Here is a 24,253-nt window from a genome sequence, read left to right as displayed (position 1 = left end):
TTTGGCCTAGCTCTTATTTATTATTTTGAGATAATTTTTGGTTACAGAAATGTGCTCATTGATTGGTTTATTATCAATTTCTAGCCAAGCATGAACATCCAACTTTCCGTTTAATTGTCTCATTCCTATCTTTAGATGAGATAAGATTCCTTTTCTGTTTAAAAGTAAACGTAATATTAAAGACTGTGAAAGGCATCTTCCTTTTAGGTAAGATTGCTGGTTAATTTCGCTAATAATAGTGAAATATCTATCAACAATAATTATTTTTTCTTCTGGGTCTAGTGTTAAGGTGTGTTTTTTAAACACGGACAATAGTTTTTCGGTGGTTTTTAAGCTGGTTGCAAGAAGAATGCCCTCGGTAAATATAGTGAATACTCTTGTCCAAAAAACTAAATTATCTTGAGATCTTAAACATTTATTAACCTTATTTAGCTCATTACTACAATACATTAATTTATTTTGATAAGTTCCGCTTTTATTAGTCCATTTATTATACGCTCCATATCGGTATGAAGCTGTTCAGATGAAACCTCATACTCCCCTTTTATCGCTTCAAATGTTAAAGTATAACTATGATTTTCAGATAATAATTCCCAGATTCTCTTTCCAACTTCTTTAAGTTCATAAAAATGTTCTGTTTTTAGATTAAGTATAACAATATCTTCACCCATTTCTTGAACAACAGCATTTTCGGAAGGAATAATTTTTTTACTTAGAAAACTCATTAGTTTTAATTTTTTGTTTGGGATAGTTTATAAAAGTTTGTTTTTGAATAAAAGCGAAGGTAAAAATTTTGAATATAGTTTAGATTAAATAGATGAGAACATTTATTCTATTTTTAGATTTAAACTTCGTTTTTAGTATTGAAATTCTACATAGTGCAAACAATCATTACAGATCGATGTAAACAAAAGGTTCGGTAGCTTAACTACTGTATCGTTGCCATTTTAACCTCCGTAGTGTGCGCATTAAAATACCCCAAAGCTCCATTATTGAAATTTGAATCGGGATTTGAAGGTGCAGTAGGCGGGCCACCGTTTCCGCTAATCTGCGAAATGGCAAAGAAGTAGCGATAGATGTTCATATCAATACACTGAGACTCTACTTTGATCTCATCTCCAGATTTTAAGTCGTTATCACTATCAAATAGGGTGTTGCTTACATATTTTCCATTATTAAACCGGTCCGAATCTACAAAATAACCTTTCGATGGCTTTTGGTTAACGGTTAAAAGGTAACGGTACTGGTTCTCATATTGAATTGGATCAGCATAATGAACCTTGATATATTTATTTGTTTCTCCAAAAAACGTAACCTCTGCCACAGATATAGAATCTAACAATACTTTTTTTGGCATTGTTGATTTTGCAATGTAAACCTGGTTATTCGCACTTACATTCAGTTCGTAGGTGTTTCCGGGTTTTCCGCGGAAGTTAGTTGAAAGGTAGGTTCCTTCATTATCTGTCAGGGTAAAATTGTAAGTTCTGTTATCTGTTAAATCCTTTAAAGTAATTACAGCATCAGTAACGGGAACTATGGTGTTATCCTCTGTAAAAGGCTTGGTTTGTGTTACTTTAACAACTTGTTGCGAAAAATTATCATTTACGTTGGCCTCAATTACAATAACAGGTTTTGTGTTCTTTAAATCTAGATCAATCACCTTTTCGCAGGCACTAAAAAACACCGATGTAGTAATGGCAAAAAATATAATGTAAAATGCTCTCATGTTTTAAAATTTAAAATTCCAGGTAACTGATGGAATAATGCCAAATAACGAAGTTTGTACCGCTTGTGTTTTTGTAGGATTGTCTGGATTGTCTTTAAAATCAATAGAAAAAGGGTTCTTTCTGTTGTATGCATTATAAATACCGAACGACCAGCTTGATTGGTATTTCCTATTTGGTACAAGCTTAGGTTCTAAAGTTGCCGATAAATCTAAACGGTGATAAGCAGGAGTGCGGTATCCGTTTTTTTCTGAATAATAAAAAACAGTTTCTCCGTTAAGCTGATACTTTCCGCTAGGGTAAGTAACTGCAGTTCCGGTGCTGTAAACAAAAGTGGAAGAAAGCGTCCAGCGTTTACTGGCTTTATAAATACCAACTATTGATAAATCATGCGTACGGTCCTGTTTTGCATTAAACCATTTGCCATCATTGATCTGCGCAAACTGTCTTTCTGTTTTTGCTAAAGTATAACCAATCCAACCGTTAAAATCGCCGAAACGTTTCTTTAAAAACAGTTCAATTCCGTAAGCTCTGCCGTCGCCAAATAACAAATCACCTTCTACATTTTGGTTTCCACGCAAATCAGTACCGTTTCGGTACTCAATTTGGTTTTTCATATCCTTATAATAGATCTCGGTAGAAAACTCGTAGCTATCATTTCGGAAATTGCTAAAATAGCCCAGCGCAAACTGATCAGCAATTTCGGGTTTTACGTTATTGCTGTTCATAATGTATAAATCTGTAGGCGATGTTGCTGTTGAATTAGACATTAAGTGTAAGTTCTGGGTATTGCGGGTAAATGATGCTTTCAAAGATTTGCTTTCCGAAAGCTGATAAGCTGCAGATAGGCGTGGTTCTAGATTGAAATAGTTTTTAACCAGCTCGCCAGATTTATAGGTTTCAGAGCCGGTGATGTCTCCGTTTGTATCGTAGGTTTTAAATGTTCCTGCTCCTAAAGCAGCATAATTACTAAATCTAGCGCCGTAAGCTACATTAAGTTTTTCGCTCACCTTATATTCGTCAGAAAAATAAACTGCCAGTTCTAAGCCTTTTCTGTTCTCAATTTCACTTTCGTTAACGCTTGAAGTTTGGCTGGCTGTTATTTTACCGGGTGTAATGGTATGGTGGATTGCGTTTAAACCAAATTTTATCTCATGGGCATTGTTTGCCGTAAACTGGAAATCCTGTTTCAGGTTAAAATCTTTGATAGACGATTTTACACTAAAATCATTATCCTCCAAAAGACTCTGAATTAAATAGTTGTAGTTACTGTAAATTAAAGAAGTATTGGAAAACAGGCGATTAGAAAATAAATGATTTAACCTTATTGTTCCTGTAGTATTGCCCCAATCAAAGCCAAAGCTGTCTTTTAAGCCTAGTTTGTCTCTGCCAAAATAGCCAGAAAGGTAAAGGATGTTTTTACTGTCTAAGATAAAGTTAACCTTGGCATTTAAGTCGTAAAAATAAAGTCTACTACCCTTAACGCTACTGTCTGAGGAGAAAGCTAGGAAACTATCCGCATACGTTCTTCGACCACTAATCATAAAAGAACTCTTATCTTTTTCAATGGGTCCTTCAACTTTCAACCTTGATGCAATTAAGCCAATTCCACCTTCAATTGTGTAATCTTTCTTGTTGCCATCGTTCATCTTAATATCTAAAACAGACGCTAATCTACCACCGTATTGTGCTGGCATACCACCTTTATAAACCGTAACGTCTTTTATCGCATCAGAATTAAAGGTTGAGAAAAAACCCAATAGGTGAGAGGCGTTATAAACCGGCGCTTCGTCTAACAATATAAGGTTGTGGTCTGTAGAACCGCCTCTAACGTAAAAACCGCTATTGCCTTCGCCGGCGGATTTTATACCGGGTAACAATTGTAGCGTTTTTAAAATATCTCTTTCGCCAAATAATACGGGTATATTGTTTATTTCTTTAACGTTCAGTTTTTGTACGCCCATTAAAGGATTTTCAACATTATTGTTTCGCTTTTCGGCGTTCACAATGACCTCGTTTAGTTGATTTGAGGAAAAAAGTGCTATATTCTGCGTTAAATCTCCAGAAAAACTGATGTTTTTTTTGATTGTTTGATAGCCTACATAACTGTAAATTACTTCGTAAATACCAGCAGGAATGGCTAACGAATAATAGCCATAAGCATTGGTAACAGTACCTAAAGAAGTGGTGCCATTTACCTGAACAGATGCGCCAATTAAGGTTTCTCCCGTTGTTGCATCTTTGATAACTCCATTTAAAATGTTGTTTTTTTGAGCATTTGCTGTTGTAATATTGATAATAAAGCTAGCTATAAAGAGGTAAAAGAATAGGTGTTTAAGATTCATCAATATTTAATATGTTTTGAAATTTTTTTTGCAAAGATAATAAAGCTTAATGCTTAACTTGTATGATAATGCTTAAACATAAAGCTTTCAAAAATGTTTGCTTTGTGTTTTATAATAAAAAACAATCATCAATAAAATTCGTTTAGCTATAAACCCCATTAAAATAAAAACAGATTATGAAAAAACAAATTGCATTTTTTGCCTGTCTATTTATCTTTTTTGCGACTGTAAAAGTAAGTGCGCAAACAGATAAAAGTAATAGACCAAGTCCGCCTGATAAAGTTACAGCGACCATTAAATCAGGCGCAGTTATTACGGTTGATTACAGCCAGCCTTCTGTAAAAGGCAGAACGATTGGTAAAGAAATTGCGCCATTTGGCAAGGTTTGGCGCACCGGAGCTAATGAAGCTACTGTTTTTGAGGTAAGTAAAGCCGTAAAAATTAATGGAAAAGATTTGCCAGCTGGTAAATATGGGCTGTTCACCATTCCCGGAGAAAGTGAGTGGACAATTATTTTTAATAAAACGTGGAAACAGTGGGGAAGCGGTAAATACGCCGAAGCTGACGATGTTTTACGTATTAATGTAAAAGCGAAAACAGCAAAAGATGCGACTGAAAAAATGACTTTTAACGTCGACAAATCTGGCGAAGTTAAGTTGATGTGGGGAAATATAATTGTACCGTTTTCGGTTAAGTAATTGAATATTTTTTGATTATTAGGCTTATGGTTTGTTAAAATCATAAGCCTTTTTTTGTTGGAGGTAATTTCGATTTTATTTGAAAAATATTTCATGGGCGTTTTAACAGGCTATTCGTTCATACTGCTCAAAGCCTTAGCCACAGGGCGGGTATCCACTGCTATACTTAACGCAACAATATTACTTCGTTAAAATTCCTTTTACAGAATAAAAATTCAGTACACAAAATCCTGTAAAAAGCATCAGATGAAAAGGCAACAATCCAAAATCATGGTAATAAAAAGCACCAATAATGCCCGTTAAAAAGTAAAAACATAAAAATACTTCCATATAAAAAGATGCCGGCAGTTTATGCTGAACATAGATGTTGCTCTTGAAATTATCTTTTAGAGTGGTGACATTAAATTTAGGCGTACGTATAAAATCAGACTTAAAATTAAAAACACCCTCTAAAACAGCGATGGTATTATGGAAACTTAAAGCCAATGAAACGGAAAGAAACATTGGAAAAAGTTTTATAAAAGTTCCGTAGTTTTTATGTTTGGAAAGGCTTGCAATGAGATAAAACACCACAATCACCAGAAAACCAATTACATAAACCGTTAAAAACTGAAAATAAATAAGTGGGATTTCCGTATTGTTTTTAATCAGTAATACCGGAATGCTGAGTACGCTGGTTAAGAAAATAAACAGGAAAGCGTAGGAATTTAGTAAGTGCAAACTCGCAAATATCTTTCGTTTTAAACCCACATTGGCTTTCCAAACCTGTGATAGCATTTTTTTAGAAGTTTCTATTGCTCCTTTAGTCCAACGATGTTGCTGTGATTTAAATGCATTTAATGCTACGGGGAGTTCTGCGGGTGTGGTGATCTCTTCAACATATTTGAACTCCCAACCTTTTAGCTGGGCTCGGTAACTTAAATCTAAATCCTCTGTTAAGGTATCATGTTGCCAGCCACCCGCTTCTACAATGCATTTTTTACGCCATATACCAGCGGTTCCATTAAAATTCATAAACAGATGTGCCGAATTTCTTCCGGTCTGCTCTACGGTAAAATGCCCGTCTAAACCAAAACCCTGTACTTGGGTTAACAAAGAGTAATCCTCGTTTATGTGTCCCCATCTACTTTGTACCATCCCAATTTTCGGATTGTTAAAGTAGGGGATAAGCTTGGTTAAAAAATCCGATTCGGGTAAAAAATCAGCATCAAAAATAGCGATAAGTTCACCTTTAGCTTGGTTTAATCCGTTTTGTAACGCACCAGCCTTAAATCCAATATTTTTAGATCTGGTGATTTGCTTGATGTCAAAACCCTGCAGCAGTTTTTCTGCGACAAGCTTTTTTGTAAGAAGCAATGAATCGTCGGTTGAGTCGTCCAAAACCTGAATTTCTAATTTATCTTTTGGGTAATCTAAACTACAAACAGCGTTTAATAGTCTTTCTGTAACATAAAGCTCGTTAAAAAGAGGAAGCTGTATGGTAATTATGGGTAAATCACCCGCGATACTTATTTTTTCGGGTGTAGCTTTTTTTGATTTCAGATAAAAATAAATTAGAAAAGCTTGCCCTAGGCTAAACAGCAGAATTACTGTAAGGGAAATAACGTACAAAACCAATATTGCAATTTGCCAAATCATGTTTTTTATGAATTACAGATTTTTAAAAATTGTCCAGATGATTTTATAGCCAGCCATAATCACGCCCTTTATGGTTCCAGAAACTTTACTTACACCAATCCGTTTTCTGTACTTAACTGGCACTTCCACACATTTTAAATTGAGTTTAGCCGCTTTTACCTGCATCTCCACTGTCCAACCATAGGTTTTGTCCTGCATATTAATCAGCATTAGATTATGCCAGCTAACTGCCCTAAACGGACCTAAATCTGTAAACTTAACTTTGTAGAACCAATCCATTAAATGTGTTGCCAGCCAGTTTCCAAACTCTTGGGGTAAAGTCATAGAGCCACTTTGTTTTACCCCTAAAGCTCTAGAACCTATCACTAAATCGGCTTCGCGGTTGTCAATGGGTGCAATTATCTTGGGAATTTCATCAGGGTAATCGGAATAATCGCCATCTAAAAAAACGATGATATCTTGAGGTTTTGCTTTTGCTTTTAAATATTCAATGCCTTTTAAGCAAGCATTTCCGTAACCAGCAATTGGTGCAAAAACTACTGTTGCTCCCGCGTTTTCTGCCTCAAGCTGTGTATTGTCCTTTGAATTATTGTTTCCAACAATAACTTCCTTAACAATAGATTTTGGAATATCATTGATGACTTTTGCTATCGATTTTTCTTCGTTGTAAGCCGGAATAATTACGTAAATATTCCTGCTTTCTAAATTTTCTACCATTACTGCTCTTCTGGTCTGGTATAAATATCAAACCTACCTTCTTCTGCTAAATTTTCTAATTTTAAAACACCCCTTGGGCAAACTGCCGCACAAACGCCACAACCTACGCAAGATGCTCTGATGATGTTCTCTCCTTTTTGGGCGTAAGCCCTAACGTCGATCCCCATTTCGCAATAGGTGGAGCAATTTCCGCAAGATATGCATTGTGCGCCATTGGTGGTAATTCTAAATCGTGATTTAAACCGTTGCACTAAACCTAAATAAGCTGCGAGCGGACAACCAAATCTGCACCAAACCCTATTTCCCATTAAAGGATAAAAACCCGTTCCAATTGCGCCGGCAAAAACAAAACCAATAGCAAAAGAATAAATTTCTCTAATTGCATACGTATTAATTCCTAAGATGGTAGAAGCGCCTGTAAAGAAGGTGTAGAGTACAGCAGCGGTCATAATTACTGCAAAAACCAAAACACTGTGTACAATCACCCGTTCGTATTTCCAGGCTTTCAAACTTTTATCAGAAAGTTGACGAAACGGATCTCCAAAGGTTTCTGCCAAGCCACCACAGCCACAAACCCAGCTACAATACCATCTTTTTCCGAAAAAGTAAACCATTACAGGTACGCCAACAACAAATAAAAATATTCCCCAGCCCAACATCCAATAACCCAACATTCCGGCAGATAGTAAGCTGTCTAAGCGATAATCAAAAAAGAAGGTATAATCCAATGGCCACATATTTTTAAAATCCATAGCGGGCAACTGCAGTTTGGTTAAAATGTTGGGAATCATAAACGCAAAGGCCAACTGGAAAAATATAACCGAAGTGGTTCGTACCATTTGGTAAGTATTGTGGCGATATTTTACATACATTCTAATACCCATCGTTAACATAATGATGGAGTAAAGGAAGCCGTACAAAAACCAATGACTAGCCTCGCCGCCAGTTAGCGAAAAACTTAAGGGATCCACCAATAAGACCCAATTGCTAATGTAAGCTGGTGCTTTATATAGAAACAGGTAAAATACAACCAAGAAAACGCTAAAGAATATCGCTATAATTCCACGGCTGGTGATGCTTCTTTTAAAAATATCATTGTTTTTTATACCTGCAACAGGATGGATAAATAGATCAGCAACCATATAAATAGCACCGCCTAATGCACTAATTACAAAACAGATATAAAACAACAACATTTGATTGTCTTTAACAAAACCAATGGTGCTGTTTTTTGTAATTGCTAAGGCATAATCAGTGTAAATTACTTTATCCCATTCTTGGTTGTCCTTAAATTTTTGATTGGTTTTATCGAGCGATTTGTTGTAATCTGTGATGAAATCGATTTTGCTATCATAAGTTTTACCGAGCATTTGTTGAATGTTTGGTGCTAATAAAGCTTGATGCGTACTGTCGGTTACAGAAGCTTTAAAGCTTACTTCCGTAAGTTGATATTTGCCTAAACCCAACAGCGATATAAAAATTGCGAAGCAAATTAAAAAGATTGCTAACCCGATTTTTTGAATGATTTTCATATTTTCTGTTTAATCGGATTAAAAAATTAAAAATTTCTTCTTTTTAGCGATTGTTGCTTGATGTTTGGGATGCGCCGTATTAAAGCTTTCTACAATTTTTTTATGGTGATTTTTGTTAAATTCTGCATCAAAAAAACCTTCGTTTAATTGAGCAATACAGTTACTGATATGGTTCCCGTTTCTAATCCACGTATCTGCAACAGTTTGTTTAAAGCGCATCCCAAAAAAATTGAAACCGCTAAGACTTCCATCTGTTTTACTAAAATTTGCCCGCATCCCTATTTTTCCTTTCGGGTGCTCCCAGTAAAAAGTATCTTCTGTAGCAAACGGCTTATTGAACATCAAACCATAAGTTTGGTATTCAATGTCTAAAAACTTGGCCGAATTAAACCAAATTCCCCTTTCGTATTTTGTTTTTTGCCCACAAATGGTTTTAGCCAAAGCTTTTCCCTGCATTTTACCTGTGTACCAAAGCTGTTCAACCGGCGGGTGGTTTTCCTTTGGATTTTTAAACTGCGCACAATCTCCCAATGCATAAACATTTGGAATGTTGGTTTCTAAAAAATCATTTACCAATATTCCTCTATCCGTTTCTAAAGCCGATTCTTTTAAAAAATCAATATTAGGTGTTACACCAGTAGTTAAAGCCACAAACTCACAGTCAATGGTTTTTCCGGTTTTTGTTTTAACTGCTTTTACCCGACCATCGTTATCACCGATTATTTCCTCCAATTCGGTGTTTGGTATTAAATTAATACCGTGTTCTGCAATGTGCCTGCTCACTAACATAGCTTCCTCTATTGGCAGTACGCTATTCCAATAATTGTTTTCTCTAATTAAAAAAGTAACCTCAATACCACGACTATGTAGCATCTCTGCCATTTCAATTCCAATTAAACCGCCACCCACAATTACTGCATGTTTAACGTTTTGGGTATTGGTTTCCATCAGCTCTACATCCTGTTTGCTGTACAAACCTTGCACACCTTTTAAATTTTCTCCGGGCCAGCCAATTTTTTTAGTAACAGAACCTGTAGCAATTACCAGTTTATCGTAAGAAATTTCTTCTCTGTTAGCTGTTTTTAATGTATTGGTATCAAAATCGATAGTATTGATGTAAGCCTTATGAAGGTTGATTCTGTTTTTCTCCCAAAACCAATCTTCATAAGGCTTGGTATGTTGGTATTTCATATGCCCTATGTAAATGTACATTAGCGCAGTGCGGGAAAAAAAATGTTCTGATTCAGCAGAAATAACTAAAATTTCATGGTCACTTTGTTTTCTGATATGTCTGGCTGTGGTAATGCCAGCTATTCCGTTTCCAATAATTACTACTTTCATACTGAGGTTAAGGATTTATCGAATTTATTTTCCATTTAAACTCCAATTATAATCAAGATAGGTGATTTTAGTTTGATTGCTAATTTTAGTTGTAGAATATCTGTTGATAAACTTTACAACACTTCCTTCTGCCTTTACAAAATCTGCTTTATACCAATCAAAAAGTTTTGAGATGGAGGCATTTTTCTCCGTGATTCTATTAAAATCTGGATTAGCTAAAGTTGCTTTTGTGTTTTTAGTTAACATTTCTTGAACATTTGCACCGGTAAAAGCTTTGTTGGATAAGGTTGGGCATGATAGTGCAGCACAGTTTACCGCAAAATGGATTCTTCCGTCAAATAAATCGCCACTTAACAATATTTTTTTTTCGATATCATTTAAAGTAAGTGTTTTTCCTTGAAACTTAAAGGGTAGGGGCTGGTCCCAAACTTTTCCGCCAGCAATTTTAGTAATGGAAGCCACCGGATAATTTCTTACAATTTGGTCTATTGTTAAGGCGTTGTATGCATTAATCCAAAAGGCAATAGCTTCGTTTTTAGAAAGTTTACGGGCATCTACTTTTGTTAAACTTACAATGTAATTTTCTAAAGCGGTCTTATCTTTTACAAATGCTTTATAGTCAACACTTCCTTTGTTAGAAACGTTTGCCTGCAACAGTTTATCAAATGCAGTATGGTTTACCGCAGTCGAGACGTCATCATCAGATTTTTGTGTTTGCACAGATTCTTGAAAACTATTGTTTTTTTTTGTTCCGTTTGCGCAAGCCACTGCTCCCAAGAAAATCAATAAAACGATGGATATATTTTGAAATATTTTCATGCTGTTTTTAAATTATGTGCGTAATGATTTACGACAGAACACGTCTTGTGGTTTTAACGTTTAATTCGGTGAATCGTTTTCTTGTTTGCGGAATAAATCTGTTACAAACAAAAAACTCTCCGTTTTGGAGAGCTTTTAAATTAAATTCTTCTGATGTCTGCGCCTAAAGCTTTTAATCTGGTATCAATATCCTGATAACCTCTTTCAATCTGTTCTATGTTGTGAATGATGCTTCGGCCAGAAGCAGATAATGCGGCAATTAGTAAGGATACACCGGCTCTAATATCTGGCGAGGTCATTTCAATTCCTTTTAACTGATATTTCTTATCTAAACCAATAACGGTTGCTCTGTGTGGATCGCAAAGAATAATCTGTGCACCCATATCAATCAGCTTGTCTACAAAAAACAGACGGCTTTCGAACATTTTTTGGTGGATAAGTACAGAACCCTTCGCTTGTGTTGCTACCACTAAAAGTATGGAAAGTAAATCTGGTGTAAAGCCTGGCCAAGGCGCATCTGCTACGGTTAAAATAGAACCATCAATAAAGGTGTCTATTTCATAATGCTTTTGCGCGGGTATATAAATATCGTCTCCACGTAGCTCAAATTGAATTCCTATACGTCTAAAAACATCTGGAATAATTCCTAATTCCTGGTAACAAACGTCTTTAATCGTGATTTCAGATTCCGTCATGGCTGCTAAACCAATGAAAGAACCAATTTCAATCATATCGGGCAGTAAACGGTGTTCTGTACCACCTAATTCTTTAACACCTTCAATAGTTAACAGGTTAGAACCGATACCAGATATTTTTGCGCCCATGCGGTTAAGCATTTTGCAAAGCTGTTGCAAATAGGGCTCACAAGCTGCGTTATAAATGGTGGTTGTACCTTTAGCCAAAACTGCTGCCATCACAATGTTTGCAGTACCGGTAACAGATGCTTCATCTAATAAAATGAAAGTACCTTTTAATTGGCTAGCATCAATATTGAAAAATCCGGTTTCGGCGTTGTAAATAAATTTAGCACCTAGTTTTTCGAATCCTAAAAAGTGAGTGTCTAAACGTCTTCTTCCAATTTTATCACCACCTGGTTTTGGGATTGCTGCTTTTCCAAACCTGGCCAACAATGGTCCAACAATCATAATGGAACCACGCAAACTGCCACCTTTAGATTTAAAGGTTTGTGACTGGAAAAAATCAAGATTTATATTTGCCGCTTGAAATTCGTAAGTGTCTTTTGAAATTCTTTTGACATTAACACCCAAATCTTGAATTAATTCAATGAGTTTGTTAACATCTTTAATATCGGGAATATTGCTTACGGTTATTTTTTCTGGTGTAAGCAGAACTGCCGAAATAATCTGTAATGCCTCATTTTTAGCTCCTTGAGGGGTAATTTCGCCTTTTAATGGCTTACCTCCACGAATCTCAAATGCATTCATAAAATATGCTGTGTTTTAGGATGATGATGTTAAATAATTGGATATTAATTTGGTCTTCTGCCACCGCCACCGCTGTTGTTATTATTGCTGCTGTAGCTCCTTTGCTGGCGACCTTTATTGTTGTTATTGTTCTGCTGTCTGCCACCGCTTCCACTTCCGCCGTTACTGCGTCCGCCTGTTTTTTGCTGACGACCACCGGTGTTGTTGTTGGTGTTTGGTGGTTTAACCTCCACTTTATTAAGCACAACATTAGTTACATCCAGCTCACCATTTGATAAAGTTGTTAAATCACTCAAAATCTGCTCATCAGCAACGTGGTCTTTATTCCAAACAACGTAAGCCATTTTCATAAAGTTAGCAATAGAATTAGTCATGTGCGCTCTTTTATCAAGCTCAGTAATTGCTAATGCTTTTTTAATCATCATTTCTACGGTATGGCCGTAATGCTTAAACTTGATACGCTTTTGCGGATAACCTAAAGCTTCTGGCTTAAAATTGATTGCCTCAGCCGTGGGAGATGGATATGGCGAATCAACATCAATCTTAAATTTGGAGATAATCTGTAAATGATCCCATAATTTATGTTTAAAATCGGGAACATCTCTTAAATGTGGATTTAAAAAACCCATCATATCTATCACCACTTGGGCGTATCTGTTACGTTCTTCTTTGGTTGGTAGGGCCACAATATACTCTACCATGTTTTGTACATTTCGGCCGTATTCTGCTAAAATGAGTTTTTCTCTTGAGGTATTATAATCAAAAGTTTGTTCTGTTGTATTAACCATTTTTGAAATTTAGCGCTTCTGTGAAGCTTCTTCGTCTTTAAGACAAAATTTGTGCAAATCTAAGTAAACCTTTGTCTTTTTTTATAGGTCTGTATATTTTTGAGGAATATATTTATTAAAATGCTCGGATAAATATAATACATCTTAAGGCAAAAAGCAATTACTCAATCATGTAGCTTGTACTAAGCTTATTATAATGCGAGTTTTTCCTTTAAATCAGATGATATTTTTTCTGTAATTAGTAGCATGTTTTCCAGCTGATTTGTTGAGTTATCAATTACGCTATCACATTTATCACGATAAGGTAGCAAAAACTCATTGTAAGATGGCATTACATGGTTTTCCCATTTGTACATCACGTCATCTTGCGAATAGTTACGTTCAACCAAATCGCGTTTTAACCTGCGCTCTAATGCTATTTCTACGGCTGCATCCATAAATATGCGGTAATCAAAAATAGAATCTATTTTTTGATAGTGATAAATGAATAAACCCTCCAGTATTAAAATTGGAGCAGGTTTGATCTCTAAAATCTTTGGCTTAAGGTGTGGATTATTAAACGTGTACTCTTTTTTATAAACCGTTTTGTAGTTCAATAAATCGAAAACATCGTTTTCAAACTGTTCAACTTCAATACAGCTTGGCAGATCAAAATTGTGAAGCTTGTTTTGCTCGGGAGTCATTTCGCCCTGCTGTATGTAATAATCGTCCTGAGATACCAGACAAATTTCGTCAGCAGCAAAGTGGTTTAAGAAAGCCTTCAGAAAAAATGTTTTTCCAGACCCGCTTCCACCCGCAACACCTAATACATAAGGTTTTTTATTGCTCATTAGGCAAGCCAAAAGTGATGTTTACTAAAAATCTTTTATCTAAAGCACCAATAGCATCAGCACATGATTTTGTAACTACAATAATCACATCCTTTGTGGTTTCGTTTTCGGTGAACCTGCCAACTACCTTTGCAAACACACTTTTGTTAGACATTGGATTTGTTATTTTGATGATTGTTCCAACGGGTGCAACACGGTGTAAAGCATAGCTTTTTGTAGCATCCATGTTGTTGTCGCTAATCCAAACCGCTAAGCCTTTATCATTCATTTCTGTTATACCATATCTGTTTTTTGGTATATCAATACTGTTTTGCGAATCTGTTGAATCCAAATATTTAATCCTATTTGGATTGGTAATCTTTGTTTCTGGCTTCTTTTCTAAAACTACCGGTTTTCCTGCCGCATTTTTCTCAACCGTTGGGTTTAAACTTACTTCCTCACTGCTGATCACTTTTAAGCTTTGGCCAACACTTAGGTTGTTGCTTTTTAACTGATTTAAGAGTTTTAAATCATCAACCCGCATGTTGTATTGACTGGCAATTGCGTAAAGTGTTTCGCCTGGCCCAACCTTATGGATTTTTTCTTTCTTTTTAGGAGACTCTTCTTTTGGAGGAGAGGAGAAAACAACGGGCTTACTAACGTTTTTTTTGCTTGCTTCGGGTTTTGTGGCGGTGGATTTGTTAGCGTTAAAGCTTTGAGAGGTTGGTATTTTAACAACTTCGCCAGGATGCAAGGTTACATTTCCGTTATAGTCCATAATTAAACTAGGACTAATATTATACTTTCTACCTAAAGCGTAATAGGTTTCTTTAGGTTCAATCTTATGTAGAATAACTTTTTTTCCACCTACATTTTCAACCCCTATGGAATCTATTAAACCGCCTGCAAAAACATTTGTTGAGGTAATGATAAACAATAAAAAAAGAAGGCTTTTGTAATTCATGAAATGATAATTATTCATTTTAAAAATTTTGCAATTATACGAAATAACTCACAATTTCAGTCTTGTTTTTGATATAAAACAAATGATTGTGCCACACAAAGAACGTATCAAAACTTATCTTTTGTATCTGCTCGTTTAAAATTTCTGTCATTAAAATCTCACCGTTTTTTTCGACCCTGATGTATTGATCAATTGCTTCGCCTTTTTTTTGGTAATAGGAGCAGATGTTTAAATTGTTGAACGTTAGCAGGTAAGTAGTATCGATGATATCTTTAGCTTCAGTCATGCTAGGTAAAATGATTGTATTGTTTAAACCTCTATAATTAGCTAAATCGCCAACATTTAACTCGCTGAGTTGTTGCCCAGTTTCATAGGCTATCAAACGGTATTTACGAGGTAATATTTTTGTGTCAAAAATGATGATTCCATCATTGCAAAAAAGCTGTGCGCTGATGCTGAAATTTTGCCAAATGATTTTTTTGGTTTGTAAATCGAAAGCGAGCAACCCTTTTTGTACCGGTGAAAAATCAGATTCGTGACCGTTAAAATAAAGAATCCCATCTTTAACTGTATTGATACTCAACTCCCAATCGTCATCAAATTTAAAATTGTGGAGTAAAGTGACCTGATTTTTAAAATCATAAGCGTAAAAAGAAACCTTTTTATCCTTGGTTCTACACTCCCAAACTATTATTTTTTTATTTTCGTCTAAAATAATTTTCCAAATTATCCCTTCGCATTTGGCGGAGTATGCGGGCTTTAGCGTATCTTTATTTGTAACCATTTCTATCAAAACTAACAATTATGAAATTCATTAAGTGTTTGAGCTTGTTTTTTTTACTGAGTAGCTTCAGTTTATTGACCCTTGCACAAACAAAAGTTTATCAACTTTCTTTAAAAGACGAGATTAACCCCGCAGCATGGCGTTCAACACAAAAAGCTTTCGCGGAAGCAAAAGCAAGCGGTGCAACCGTTTTAATTATAGATATGAACACCTATGGCGGGATGTTGGATTATGCCGATTCTATCCGTACAAAAATCTTGAACAGCAAATTAAAAACAATTGTTTACATCGATAATAATGCGGCATCTGCCGGAGCATTGATTTCTATTGCCTGCGATAAAATTTACATGAGCAAAGGTGCAACTATTGGTGCAGCAAGCGTAGTAAATGGGCAAGGCGAGGTTTTGCCAGAAAAATATCAGTCGTACATGCGAGGTTTAATGCGTACCACAGCAGAAAGCAAAGGTAGAGATCCGAAAATTGCGGAAGCTTTTGTGGATCCAGACGTAGCTGTAGAAGGGATTAACCAAAAAGGAAAAGTACTTACTTTAACCACCGCAGAAGCGCTTAAAACTGGTTATTGTGATGGTGAAGCGTCGTCCATTGAAGATGTTTTGCAACAGGAAAATATTTCCAATTATACTAAGGAAGTGCATGTACCAACCTTAACGGATAATATTATAGGCATGCTGACCAACCCAGCGGTAAGTAGCGTTCTTATTCTTTTGATGATTGGCGGTATCTATTTTGAGTTGCAAACGCCTGGAATTGGGTTTGCCTTATTAGTGGCCGTTGTAGCAGGGCTGCTGTTTTTTGCACCTTTATATTTAGAAGGTTTGGCCGACAATTGGGAGATTCTACTTTTTCTTGCGGGTATTGTTCTTTTGGTTTTAGAGATATTCCTTATTCCTGGATTTGGAGTGTTTGGTATAGCAGGCATTATTTGTATGGTGGTAGGTTTGGCTATGAGTTTGGTAATGAATGATTTTTTTGATTTAAGTGTAAGTGGGAGCGAGCGTATTGTGCAGTCTTTTTTAATTGTATTAGGTTCTATTATAGGGTCGATATTTTTGTCGGTGGTTTTTGGTGGTAATATTTTACGCTCCAAAGCTTTTCAAAGGCTTGTGTTGCAGGACGAACAGCAGTCTGACCAAGGTTACCAAGTTACCAAACCTAATTTTGAGCTTTTAGGAAAAAATGGTTTTGCAAAAACAGATTTAAGGCCATCGGGTAAAATTGAAATTGATGGGGAATGGTATCAAGCGGTGTCTAACGATGGCTATATAGAAAATGGAACAGATATTGTTGTATCTAAAATAGAAAACTATAACCTAGTTGTAAAAAAGCTGAACAGTTAAATGCAAACAGGTTTTTTAAACAAAATAATATCATGACCGTAAATAAAATAGGCTTAAAAGACAAACCAGTAATTGAATTAGCAGATCATTTAAATATCCTGTTAGCAAATTATCAGATCCATTATCAAAAAGTTAGAGGTTGCCACTGGAACGTAAAAGGGCACCACTTTTTTGATTTACACGTTAAGTTTGAGGAGTTATACAATAACGCCCAACTTACCATTGACGAATTAGCAGAACGTATTTTAACCTTAGGAAAATCGCCTATGGCTACTTACGCTGACTACATTAAAAACTCAGAAATAAAAGAGATTAAAACAGAAGGCTTATCTGAAGAGAAAATGGTTGAAGCCGTTTTAGAAGATTTTAAACACCTAATTGATTTAGAACGAGAAGTGATTGAGAATGCAACTGAAAACGCGAATGACGAAGGTACAGCTGATATGATTATTGGCTTCTTAAGATTTCAAGAAAAGACCAGCTGGATGTTTAGAGCTTGGTCTGGAAAACACTAACATCTACTTTATTACCTATGATAAAAGAGAGGCTTGTAACAAGCCTCTCTTTTTTTGCTGTAATTCTAGTTTTCAACTTGTTAAAAGAAACTTCCATCACCTCTTCTTCTAATGTTCTGATTCTTTTTACCCACAGCGCCGGTCCATTTTTGTAAGTTCATACTTAAATTAAGCATGACGTAACGGCTATTTGGGTTGGTTGCAATTTCTGTAAAGCCGTTATCAGAAGTAGTTCTGTTGATAAAATTGTTTTGGTTCAACAAATCATAAGCCCTCAGCTGTAAAGCACCTTTATTTTTAAAAACCTTCATCTGTAGCATGGTGTTAATTACAAAAGGGTTATTGGTAACGTTGTTATTGATTCCACTTACGTAATTTTTACTTAGCGCATATCCAAACTGCATATTCTTTAAAAAGTAAATGTTACCATCTAAACTTACCGACCAAATCTGCTGTGTAATGCCATCGGCGATAGAGTAGGAGGTTTTGTTGAAATCGTAGGAGATATACGGGTTAATTTCTAACCAAGTAGTTGGGTTAATTCGCGGACCTAAACTTTCTTTGAAACCCCAAGTATCCGAAGTGGTTTTTACACTATTGCTCATGGCAACTCTTCTATTTTTGTCTATGCTTCCTGTTAAAGAAAGGTTGTATTTACGGTCGCTACTTTGTTTAGAGATACTATAATCTACACTTTGTTTATTATTTCCGTTAATGTTGATATAACGAGTTTCATTTTTAAAACTTCCGTAAACATCTTTTATCGGTACAGTATTGCTACTTACCTGGTTTTCTGTGATCGAAGAATTTACCCGTACGCTATAGTTTAATTTTGAGTTTGCGATATAGTTACTGTACTGCCCAACAACAGAATGGGTAAAGGCTGCTTTTAAATCAGGATTACCCACAATTGGTCTTTGCGGATTTGAAACATCGCGGACAGGTTGTATTTGATCAAAATTAGGTTCGTTCGCATTTCCTCGGTAGTAAACAGCCAACTGGTGTGTACTTGATAAGCGCAATTGGAAACGGGCAATTGGAATCACCTTAAAATAACTTTGATCTGTTTTTGTACCTAAGCTAACTTTTTCGCCCACTAAGGAAGTATTAACGCCTGTTAAGCCTAGAGAAAAACTGTATTTTGATTTATTGTTTCCGTACTTGTAGTTTACAGAATTTCGGTATTGCGTAAAAAAGTAATCGAAGATATTGCTTAAAGAATCTATTACAGATCTATTATTCAGATTGTCGATATTGCTGGTGATTTTGCTGTTGTCATAACCTCTACGCTCTACATTCGCATTAAATTCTAGCCTAGAGAGCTCGCTTAAGGGTTCTGAGTAGGTAAGGCTTGCTCTGTAGTTTTTTTGTAGGTTATTGGTGTTTATTGCTCGGTGGATTGTTGAATCTTTTTCAACATTATTACTTGCACCGTCGTAATATCTAATGAAGTTATTTTGTTCGGATTCGTTGTCGTTTTTTTGACGCCCTATGGTTGCTTCTGCAGAAAACACCCTTCCCGGTTTGCGCAACCATAAATGTTGGTAGGCTACGGTTCCACTTATATTAGGTGTTTTGCCTGTTATTTTGCTGTTGTTTGTTTGATCTTGATGGATAAAACCCGTTTGAAAAGTGCGAGAGGTGTTTTCCGAATCTGTATTGCCTAAAGAAATAGTAGGTCTAAACTGTAAAAAATTAGCGCTGTCAATCGCATACTCTAATTCAAAATTGATGTTGTGCGTTCCACCAAAGTTTTGATTATCTGCATCCCTTTTGGTGAAAGTTTTCTCAACCTGATTGTTTTCTAGGATATTGTTAAACTCAGAATAGCTATTTGTAATGGTGTTGTTGTCGTTATAACGGAAAGCATAATTTGCTAAAAAATCAAGTTTTTTACCAAACTTATCACGGTAGGTAAAAGACGGACGAGTTATTAAGCTGGTACCACCAGAAGCACTTCCACTACCTCCACCACCAAATCCGCCTCCACTTCTCCCGCCACGGTTATTTCCAGAACCTAAGCGCCCCACACTACTGTTGCCTCCTGCAATACCGTTTGGTGTTTGCATAAAAGTTCCATTTGCGGTAAGGGTTTGGTTCATATTGATACGTGTGATATTAGCACTTGCTTCTAATTGATCTAGCGTACCCACGCCAAAGTTCAGTCTCGCCATATTACCGACAGATTTCTCAGTTTTCGTAGTGATGTTTAAGACTTTAGTAGGATCACCGTCTTTTATTCCAGTTCGGGCAGCAGTATTTCCATAGTCATCAACAATTTGTATTTTTTCTACTATTTCTGCTGGCAAGTTTTGTATGGTTGTGGCAACATCACCACCATAAATATCTTTGCCGTTTAATCTCGCTTTTGCTATGGCAGTTCCGTTTACAGTTACAGAACCATCATTCCCAACTTCCATACCTTCCATCTTTTGTAAAAGTTCGTCAACGGTAGCGCCGGCTCTTACCACATAATCACTTGCTCTGTATTCAGTAGTGTCCGTTTTATAAACAATGGATGGTGTGCCATTCACAATCACAGCATCTAACATCCTCGAATCTGTTTTTAGAATAATTGGATCTAGGGTTAACCGAGGAGTTGCGTCGTTATATTTGCCAGAAATTACTTTAGCTACATAGCCAAGCGACCTCACATCCAACGTAAATACCCACGATTTAACGTTTCTAAAAACAAAAACTCCGTCTTCATTGGTGCTTCCTCTTAAGGTATCTGCAGATGAAGTTAGTGTTACGCTAGCGCCAATAACGCCCTGATTTGTGGAATCTTTAACAATTCCACTTACCTGTCTTGTAGGGATAGGCTGTGGTTTTGCAGGTGTAGTTTGTGCGGACGAGTTAAAGTGAACTCCCATAGTAATTAGCATTGTAAACAGGCTCAGAAGCCAAGAAAAGGACTTTGTCATTTTTTATGGTGAAAGAGTTCTAATTATTTAGCTAATGTGTATTTTCCGGAAAAGTCCGTTGGTGTCATTAAATCCTGAAAATCAAAGCCACCTCTTCCTCCACTCGGAGTACCTCCAGCTGGGCGACCACCGCCATTTCCGCCACCTAGTCTGCTTGTATTGTTACCGGAATTTAAATTTCTCATTTGTAAGCCATTTACCTTAACGTTGTAGCCAAATTCTTTATCAGTATCAACTGGTAGCAGGGCTAAAGGAATCGCAATTTCGTAAGTGTAAGTTCCGGTAGCGTTTAGAGTTGCCATGGCTTTAATACTGTATTCGTTATAAATAGAAACTAAGGTATCAGTCACAGTTTTAAAGCCGTGTATTTTAATGTCTTTTGCAGCTTCCAGTTGTCTCTGCCCGAAAGCAAGTTGCATTGAATCTCGTTGTGCCTGCGTCATGGTCTGGTAATTCCCAAAAGATCTTTGGCTACCACCGCCACCCATTGCGCTCCGTCTGCTGTTGCCGGTAATTACGGGGTAGGTTAAGCTGGCCAATTCCGCACTTTTCTTTTTCCCGTCCGCATTGATACTAAATGTAATGCCACCCATTAAAATTTTACGGGTGGTGTTTACCTCGCTCGTTTGGATAATGATGTATATCTTTTTATCATCATTTGCAACAGTATAATGTAGTCCAGTACTTTTATTAAATGCTTTTAAAGGCGTGGTCCAATCATTCGAGTTGCCGTCTACTTTTATTTTGGAGACCAATAAATTGCCCTCTTGCATATCACTTGATTTTTGTGCAGAGACAAGGCTAACATTTAACAATAATCCGGAAATTACCGCACAAGTATATTTTAACGTAATTTTTTTCATACCTAATTTATTAACTAAACAAATCTAAGCTTGCCAAGCAAAATTTAAATTAAATGATACGAGAGCTTAAATAATAGCTACCAAAATCAAAATTAAATAGATTGATGGTTTTTTAAACCTCAGGACCAAGCACTCGTTAAACTTGTTTGAGCCAAAAAGGTTTAAACAGAAAAATCCATTAACTCAAACATCCGCAAAAATTCTGCTTGGAGTTTGGCTTTAAAACGGACTTCTTGTTTAGTGTGGGGATGTATAAATGAAAGTTCCGAGGCATGTAACATCATCGTGTCCATTTGCCAGGTTTCTTTAAAAAGTTTGTTCTGTTTATTGCAGCCGTGTGGTCGGTCTCCAATTATAGGATGATTTATGTGGGCAAAGTGCTTCCTTAATTGATGCATGCGCCCAGTTTCTGGTGCTGCTTCTACCAAGGAATATCGAGAACTACTATGTTTACCCAAAGCAACGGGGATTTCTGCCCGCTGTAAGGTTTTAAAATGCGTAAAAGCTTCTTGCATTACACCGTTTTCCTTTCTTAACGGATAATCAATATCCATTTCATCTGGCGTATGCCCGCGTACAATGGCTAGGTATTTCTTTCTAACTAAGTTGTCTCTAAAAAGAGTTTGCAATAGAACGTTAGTTTCTTTGTTCAAAGCAAAAAGTAGAAGTCCGCCGGTTTTACGGTCTAATCGATGTGCAGGCCACACATTCTGCTCAATCTGATCCCTCAGCATCTGGAGTGCAAACTCTTCCGCATCCCTAGCAATAGGCGATTGATGTACCAACAAGCCGTGTGGTTTATTAATTAAAACTAGGTTTTCGTCTTGATGGATAATTTCTAACATTCCTTGCGAAATAATGAAAATTATTCGGGATTCGGTTTTTTATTTGGTGGTTTTAACGGGCTTTACACTAAATCTTTTTTTTGTACATCCTTCGGCACCGCTCAGGCTTACAAAAAAAAGGATATCGTTGCAATCCCTAACCTGAAATGATCGTTAAAATAATAGTTGCTTCTACAGTTGATATATTTACCGTACCAATAACGAGTGGTGGTTACATACCCGTACCAACCGCAAGAAAAGAAACAACAAAAAAAGCAGGGTCTTTTCTGCGAAAGACCCTGCTTGGACACAAATTCATATGAGATGCTTCCTACTTAATAAGCATGACGATGACTTAGAGAAATCTAAACGATTTTCCTATACTTAATTCTTTTCGGAGCAACATCACCCAAACGTTTCTTCTTATTCTCTTCATAATCCGAATAGTTTCCTTCAAAAAAGTAAACCTGAGAATCGCCTTCAAAAGCTAAAATATGCGTACAAATCCGATCCAAAAACCATCTATCGTGAGAAATCACTACTGCACAACCACCAAAATCTTCTAAAGCTTCTTCTAAAGCTCGTAAAGTATTTACGTCAATATCGTTCGTTGGCTCATCCAGTAATAAAACGTTACTGCCTTCTTTTAAGGTAATAGCTAAATGCACACGGTTTCTTTCTCCACCAGACAATACACCAACTTTCTTCTGTTGATCTGCGCCGTTAAAGTTGAAACGAGAAACGTAAGCCCTAGAATTAGTAACTTTGTTTCCTAGTTGCATACTTTCTAAACCGCCGGTAATATTCTCCCAAACAGATTTATTCGGGTCTAAATCATCGTGACTTTGATCTACATAACCCAACTTAACCGTTTCGCCGACTCTAAAAGTTCCGCTATCTGGTTGGTCTTGGCCAGTGATTAACCGAAATAAAGTGGTTTTACCAGCGCCGTTGGGACCGATGATTCCAACAATTCCAGCTGGAGGTAAAGAGAAATTCAAATTATCAAACAATACTTTATCGCCAAAAGCTTTGGTAACATTGGTTGCTTCAATTACTACATTTCCTAAACGTGGTCCTGGCGGGATGAAGAGCTCTAATCTTTCTTCGCGTTCCTTAGTTTCTTCCGAAGCTAATTTTTCGTAGTTGGATAAGCGAGCTTTAGATTTAGCATGACGAGCTTTCGGCGCCATTTTACTCCATTCCAACTCACGTTCTAAAGTTTTCTGACGCTTGGTTTCTGTTTTTTCTTCCTGAGCTAAGCGTTTTGATTTTTGGTCTAACCAGCTCGAGTAGTTTCCTTTCCAAGGTAAACCTTCGCCACGGTCTAATTCTAAAATCCAACCAGCAACATTATCCAAGAAATACCTATCGTGGGTTACGGCAATCACCGTTCCTGCGTATTGTTGTAAATGTTGTTCTAACCAATCAATAGACTCTGCATCCAAGTGATTCGTAGGCTCATCCAACAATAAAACATCAGGTTCTTGTATTAATAAACGACAAAGTGCCACTCGTCTGCGTTCTCCTCCTGACAATGTGGCTATTTTTGTATCAGGCTCTGGGCAACGTAAAGCATCCATCGCTCTTTCTAGCTTTGTATCTAAACTCCAGCCATCGACTGCGTCAATTTTATCCTGTAATTCACCTTGGCGGTTCATCAGTTTTTCCATCGCATCAGCGTTCTCATAAACCTCAGGTAAACCAAATTTTTCATTGATTTCTTCGTATTCCTTGATGATATCTGTGATTTCTTTTGCGCCTTCCTCAACAATTTCTTTAACAGTTTTTGTAGGATCTAATTGTGGATCTTGAGCTAAATATCCTACAGTATAACCTGGAGCGAAAACTACTTCGCCCTGATAAGCTTTATCTAATCCAGCAATAATTTTTAGTACAGAAGATTTTCCAGAACCGTTCAACCCGATCACGCCAATCTTCGCTCCATAAAAAAAAGAAAGATAAATATTCTTTAACACCTGTTTCTGAGGCGGGTAAATCTTGTTTACGCCTGCCATCGAAAATATAATTTTCTCGTCTGCCATTTTTTCCTTTAAATAATTGCTAATATCGTTTTTTTAGTCAAATTTGGGTAATTAATATCGATTTGGAAACGGATTGATAGTTTTCCACGTAAATGGTAGTATTGTTGATAAATACACACC

21 protein-coding genes are annotated in these 24,253 nt (G+C 36.4%); 3 read left to right on the top strand and 18 right to left on the bottom strand.

Features of this window, described 5'->3' with window-relative positions; all coding sequences use genetic code 11:
* Window positions 1-6: 6 nt before the first annotated feature.
* The 4 genes from B176_RS0107770 to B176_RS0107755 all read right to left on the bottom strand — a co-directional run bounded on the left by B176_RS0107770 (window position 7) and on the right by B176_RS0107755 (window position 4,069).
* A complete protein-coding gene (locus B176_RS0107770) occupies window positions 7-450 on the bottom strand; it encodes a lasso peptide biosynthesis B2 protein (protein ID WP_017258233.1) in 444 nt (147 codons plus the stop codon).
* Window positions 450-725 (bottom strand): PqqD family protein, encoded by a 276-nt coding sequence (locus B176_RS0107765; RefSeq protein ID WP_017258232.1) that lies wholly within the window; start codon window positions 723-725, stop codon window positions 450-452. The genes B176_RS0107770 and B176_RS0107765 overlap by 1 nt, the downstream gene beginning before the upstream one ends.
* A gap of 203 nt (window positions 726-928) precedes the next feature.
* Window positions 929-1,726: a DUF4249 family protein gene (locus B176_RS0107760; RefSeq protein ID WP_017258231.1), complete on the bottom strand. Its 798-nt coding sequence runs from the start codon at window positions 1,724-1,726 to the stop codon at window positions 929-931.
* A gap of 3 nt (window positions 1,727-1,729) precedes the next feature.
* Window positions 1,730-4,069: a TonB-dependent receptor gene (locus B176_RS0107755; RefSeq protein WP_017258230.1), complete on the bottom strand. Its 2,340-nt coding sequence runs from the start codon at window positions 4,067-4,069 to the stop codon at window positions 1,730-1,732.
* A gap of 176 nt (window positions 4,070-4,245) precedes the next feature.
* On the opposite strand from B176_RS0107755, the gene B176_RS0107750 reads away from it, so the two are divergent.
* Complete coding sequence (locus B176_RS0107750) at window positions 4,246-4,767, top strand: DUF2911 domain-containing protein (RefSeq protein WP_017258229.1); 522 nt, start codon at window positions 4,246-4,248, stop codon at window positions 4,765-4,767.
* Between the two features lie 180 nt (window positions 4,768-4,947).
* On the opposite strand, the gene B176_RS0107745 is transcribed toward B176_RS0107750, so the two are convergent.
* The 10 genes from B176_RS0107745 to B176_RS0107700 form a co-directional block, all read right to left on the bottom strand.
* Window positions 4,948-6,405, bottom strand: a complete 1,458-nt coding sequence (locus tag B176_RS0107745; RefSeq protein WP_017258228.1) for a cellulose synthase family protein — start codon at window positions 6,403-6,405, stop codon at window positions 4,948-4,950.
* A 12-nt stretch (window positions 6,406-6,417) separates the two neighbouring features.
* A complete protein-coding gene (locus B176_RS0107740) occupies window positions 6,418-7,122 on the bottom strand; it encodes a glycosyltransferase family 2 protein (RefSeq protein WP_017258227.1) in 705 nt (234 codons plus the stop codon).
* Complete coding sequence (locus B176_RS0107735; RefSeq protein WP_017258226.1) at window positions 7,122-8,654, bottom strand: 4Fe-4S binding protein; 1,533 nt, start codon at window positions 8,652-8,654, stop codon at window positions 7,122-7,124. The genes B176_RS0107740 and B176_RS0107735 overlap by 1 nt, the downstream gene beginning before the upstream one ends.
* 18 nt (window positions 8,655-8,672) lie before the next feature.
* Window positions 8,673-9,995, bottom strand: coding sequence for an NAD(P)/FAD-dependent oxidoreductase (locus B176_RS0107730; RefSeq protein WP_017258225.1), 1,323 nt, complete (start codon window positions 9,993-9,995; stop codon window positions 8,673-8,675).
* Window positions 9,996-10,019: 24 nt separating this feature from the next.
* Window positions 10,020-10,814: a DUF547 domain-containing protein gene (locus B176_RS0107725; RefSeq protein WP_017258224.1), complete on the bottom strand. Its 795-nt coding sequence runs from the start codon at window positions 10,812-10,814 to the stop codon at window positions 10,020-10,022.
* A gap of 140 nt (window positions 10,815-10,954) precedes the next feature.
* Window positions 10,955-12,259, bottom strand: a complete 1,305-nt coding sequence (gene murA / locus B176_RS0107720) for a UDP-N-acetylglucosamine 1-carboxyvinyltransferase (protein WP_017258223.1) — start codon at window positions 12,257-12,259, stop codon at window positions 10,955-10,957.
* Between the two features lie 44 nt (window positions 12,260-12,303).
* Window positions 12,304-13,047 carry a DUF4290 domain-containing protein gene (locus tag B176_RS0107715; RefSeq protein ID WP_017258222.1) on the bottom strand — a complete coding sequence of 248 codons (744 nt, stop codon included), beginning with the start codon at window positions 13,045-13,047 and terminating at the stop codon, window positions 12,304-12,306.
* 191 nt (window positions 13,048-13,238) lie between these two features.
* A complete protein-coding gene (locus B176_RS0107710; RefSeq protein WP_017258221.1) occupies window positions 13,239-13,877 on the bottom strand; it encodes a uridine kinase family protein in 639 nt (212 codons plus the stop codon).
* Entirely contained in the window at window positions 13,867-14,838 is a 972-nt protein-coding gene (locus B176_RS0107705; RefSeq protein WP_237739812.1) for a DPBB and LysM peptidoglycan-binding domain-containing protein, read from the bottom strand. Before B176_RS0107705 ends, B176_RS0107710 begins: the two co-directional genes overlap by 11 nt.
* A gap of 16 nt (window positions 14,839-14,854) precedes the next feature.
* The gene (locus tag B176_RS0107700; protein ID WP_017258219.1) at window positions 14,855-15,604 is read right to left on the bottom strand and encodes a DUF4905 domain-containing protein; all 750 of its coding nucleotides are present in this window, start codon (window positions 15,602-15,604) and stop codon (window positions 14,855-14,857) included.
* 20 nt (window positions 15,605-15,624) lie between these two features.
* Here B176_RS0107700 and B176_RS0107695 point away from each other — a divergent pair, with 20 nt between their 5' ends.
* Entirely contained in the window at window positions 15,625-16,962 is a 1,338-nt protein-coding gene (locus tag B176_RS0107695) for an NfeD family protein (protein ID WP_017258218.1), read from the top strand.
* 32 nt (window positions 16,963-16,994) lie between these two features.
* Window positions 16,995-17,477, top strand: coding sequence for a Dps family protein (locus B176_RS0107690; protein WP_017258217.1), 483 nt, complete (start codon window positions 16,995-16,997; stop codon window positions 17,475-17,477).
* Between the two features lie 80 nt (window positions 17,478-17,557).
* Here the strand turns inward: B176_RS0107690 and B176_RS0107685 are convergent, their stop codons facing one another.
* From B176_RS0107685 to ettA, 4 genes are all read right to left on the bottom strand, one after another.
* Window positions 17,558-20,362: a TonB-dependent receptor gene (locus B176_RS0107685; RefSeq protein WP_026063222.1), complete on the bottom strand. Its 2,805-nt coding sequence runs from the start codon at window positions 20,360-20,362 to the stop codon at window positions 17,558-17,560.
* Between the two features lie 62 nt (window positions 20,363-20,424).
* Window positions 20,425-21,264, bottom strand: a complete 840-nt coding sequence (locus B176_RS0107680; RefSeq protein WP_017258215.1) for a hypothetical protein — start codon at window positions 21,262-21,264, stop codon at window positions 20,425-20,427.
* 161 nt (window positions 21,265-21,425) lie between these two features.
* Window positions 21,426-22,109, bottom strand: coding sequence for a pseudouridine synthase (locus tag B176_RS0107675; RefSeq protein ID WP_017258214.1), 684 nt, complete (start codon window positions 22,107-22,109; stop codon window positions 21,426-21,428).
* Window positions 22,110-22,453: 344 nt separating this feature from the next.
* Window positions 22,454-24,133, bottom strand: coding sequence for an energy-dependent translational throttle protein EttA (gene ettA, locus B176_RS0107660; RefSeq protein WP_017258211.1), 1,680 nt, complete (start codon window positions 24,131-24,133; stop codon window positions 22,454-22,456).
* Window positions 24,134-24,253 lie beyond the last annotated feature (120 nt).

It is taken from the genome of Pedobacter arcticus A12, from assembly GCF_000302595.1.
Taxonomy (GTDB): Bacteria; Bacteroidota; Bacteroidia; order Sphingobacteriales; family Sphingobacteriaceae; genus Pseudopedobacter; species Pseudopedobacter arcticus.
Note: the sequence above shows the minus strand (reverse complement) of the source record. Positions and strands in the feature narration are given on the sequence as shown.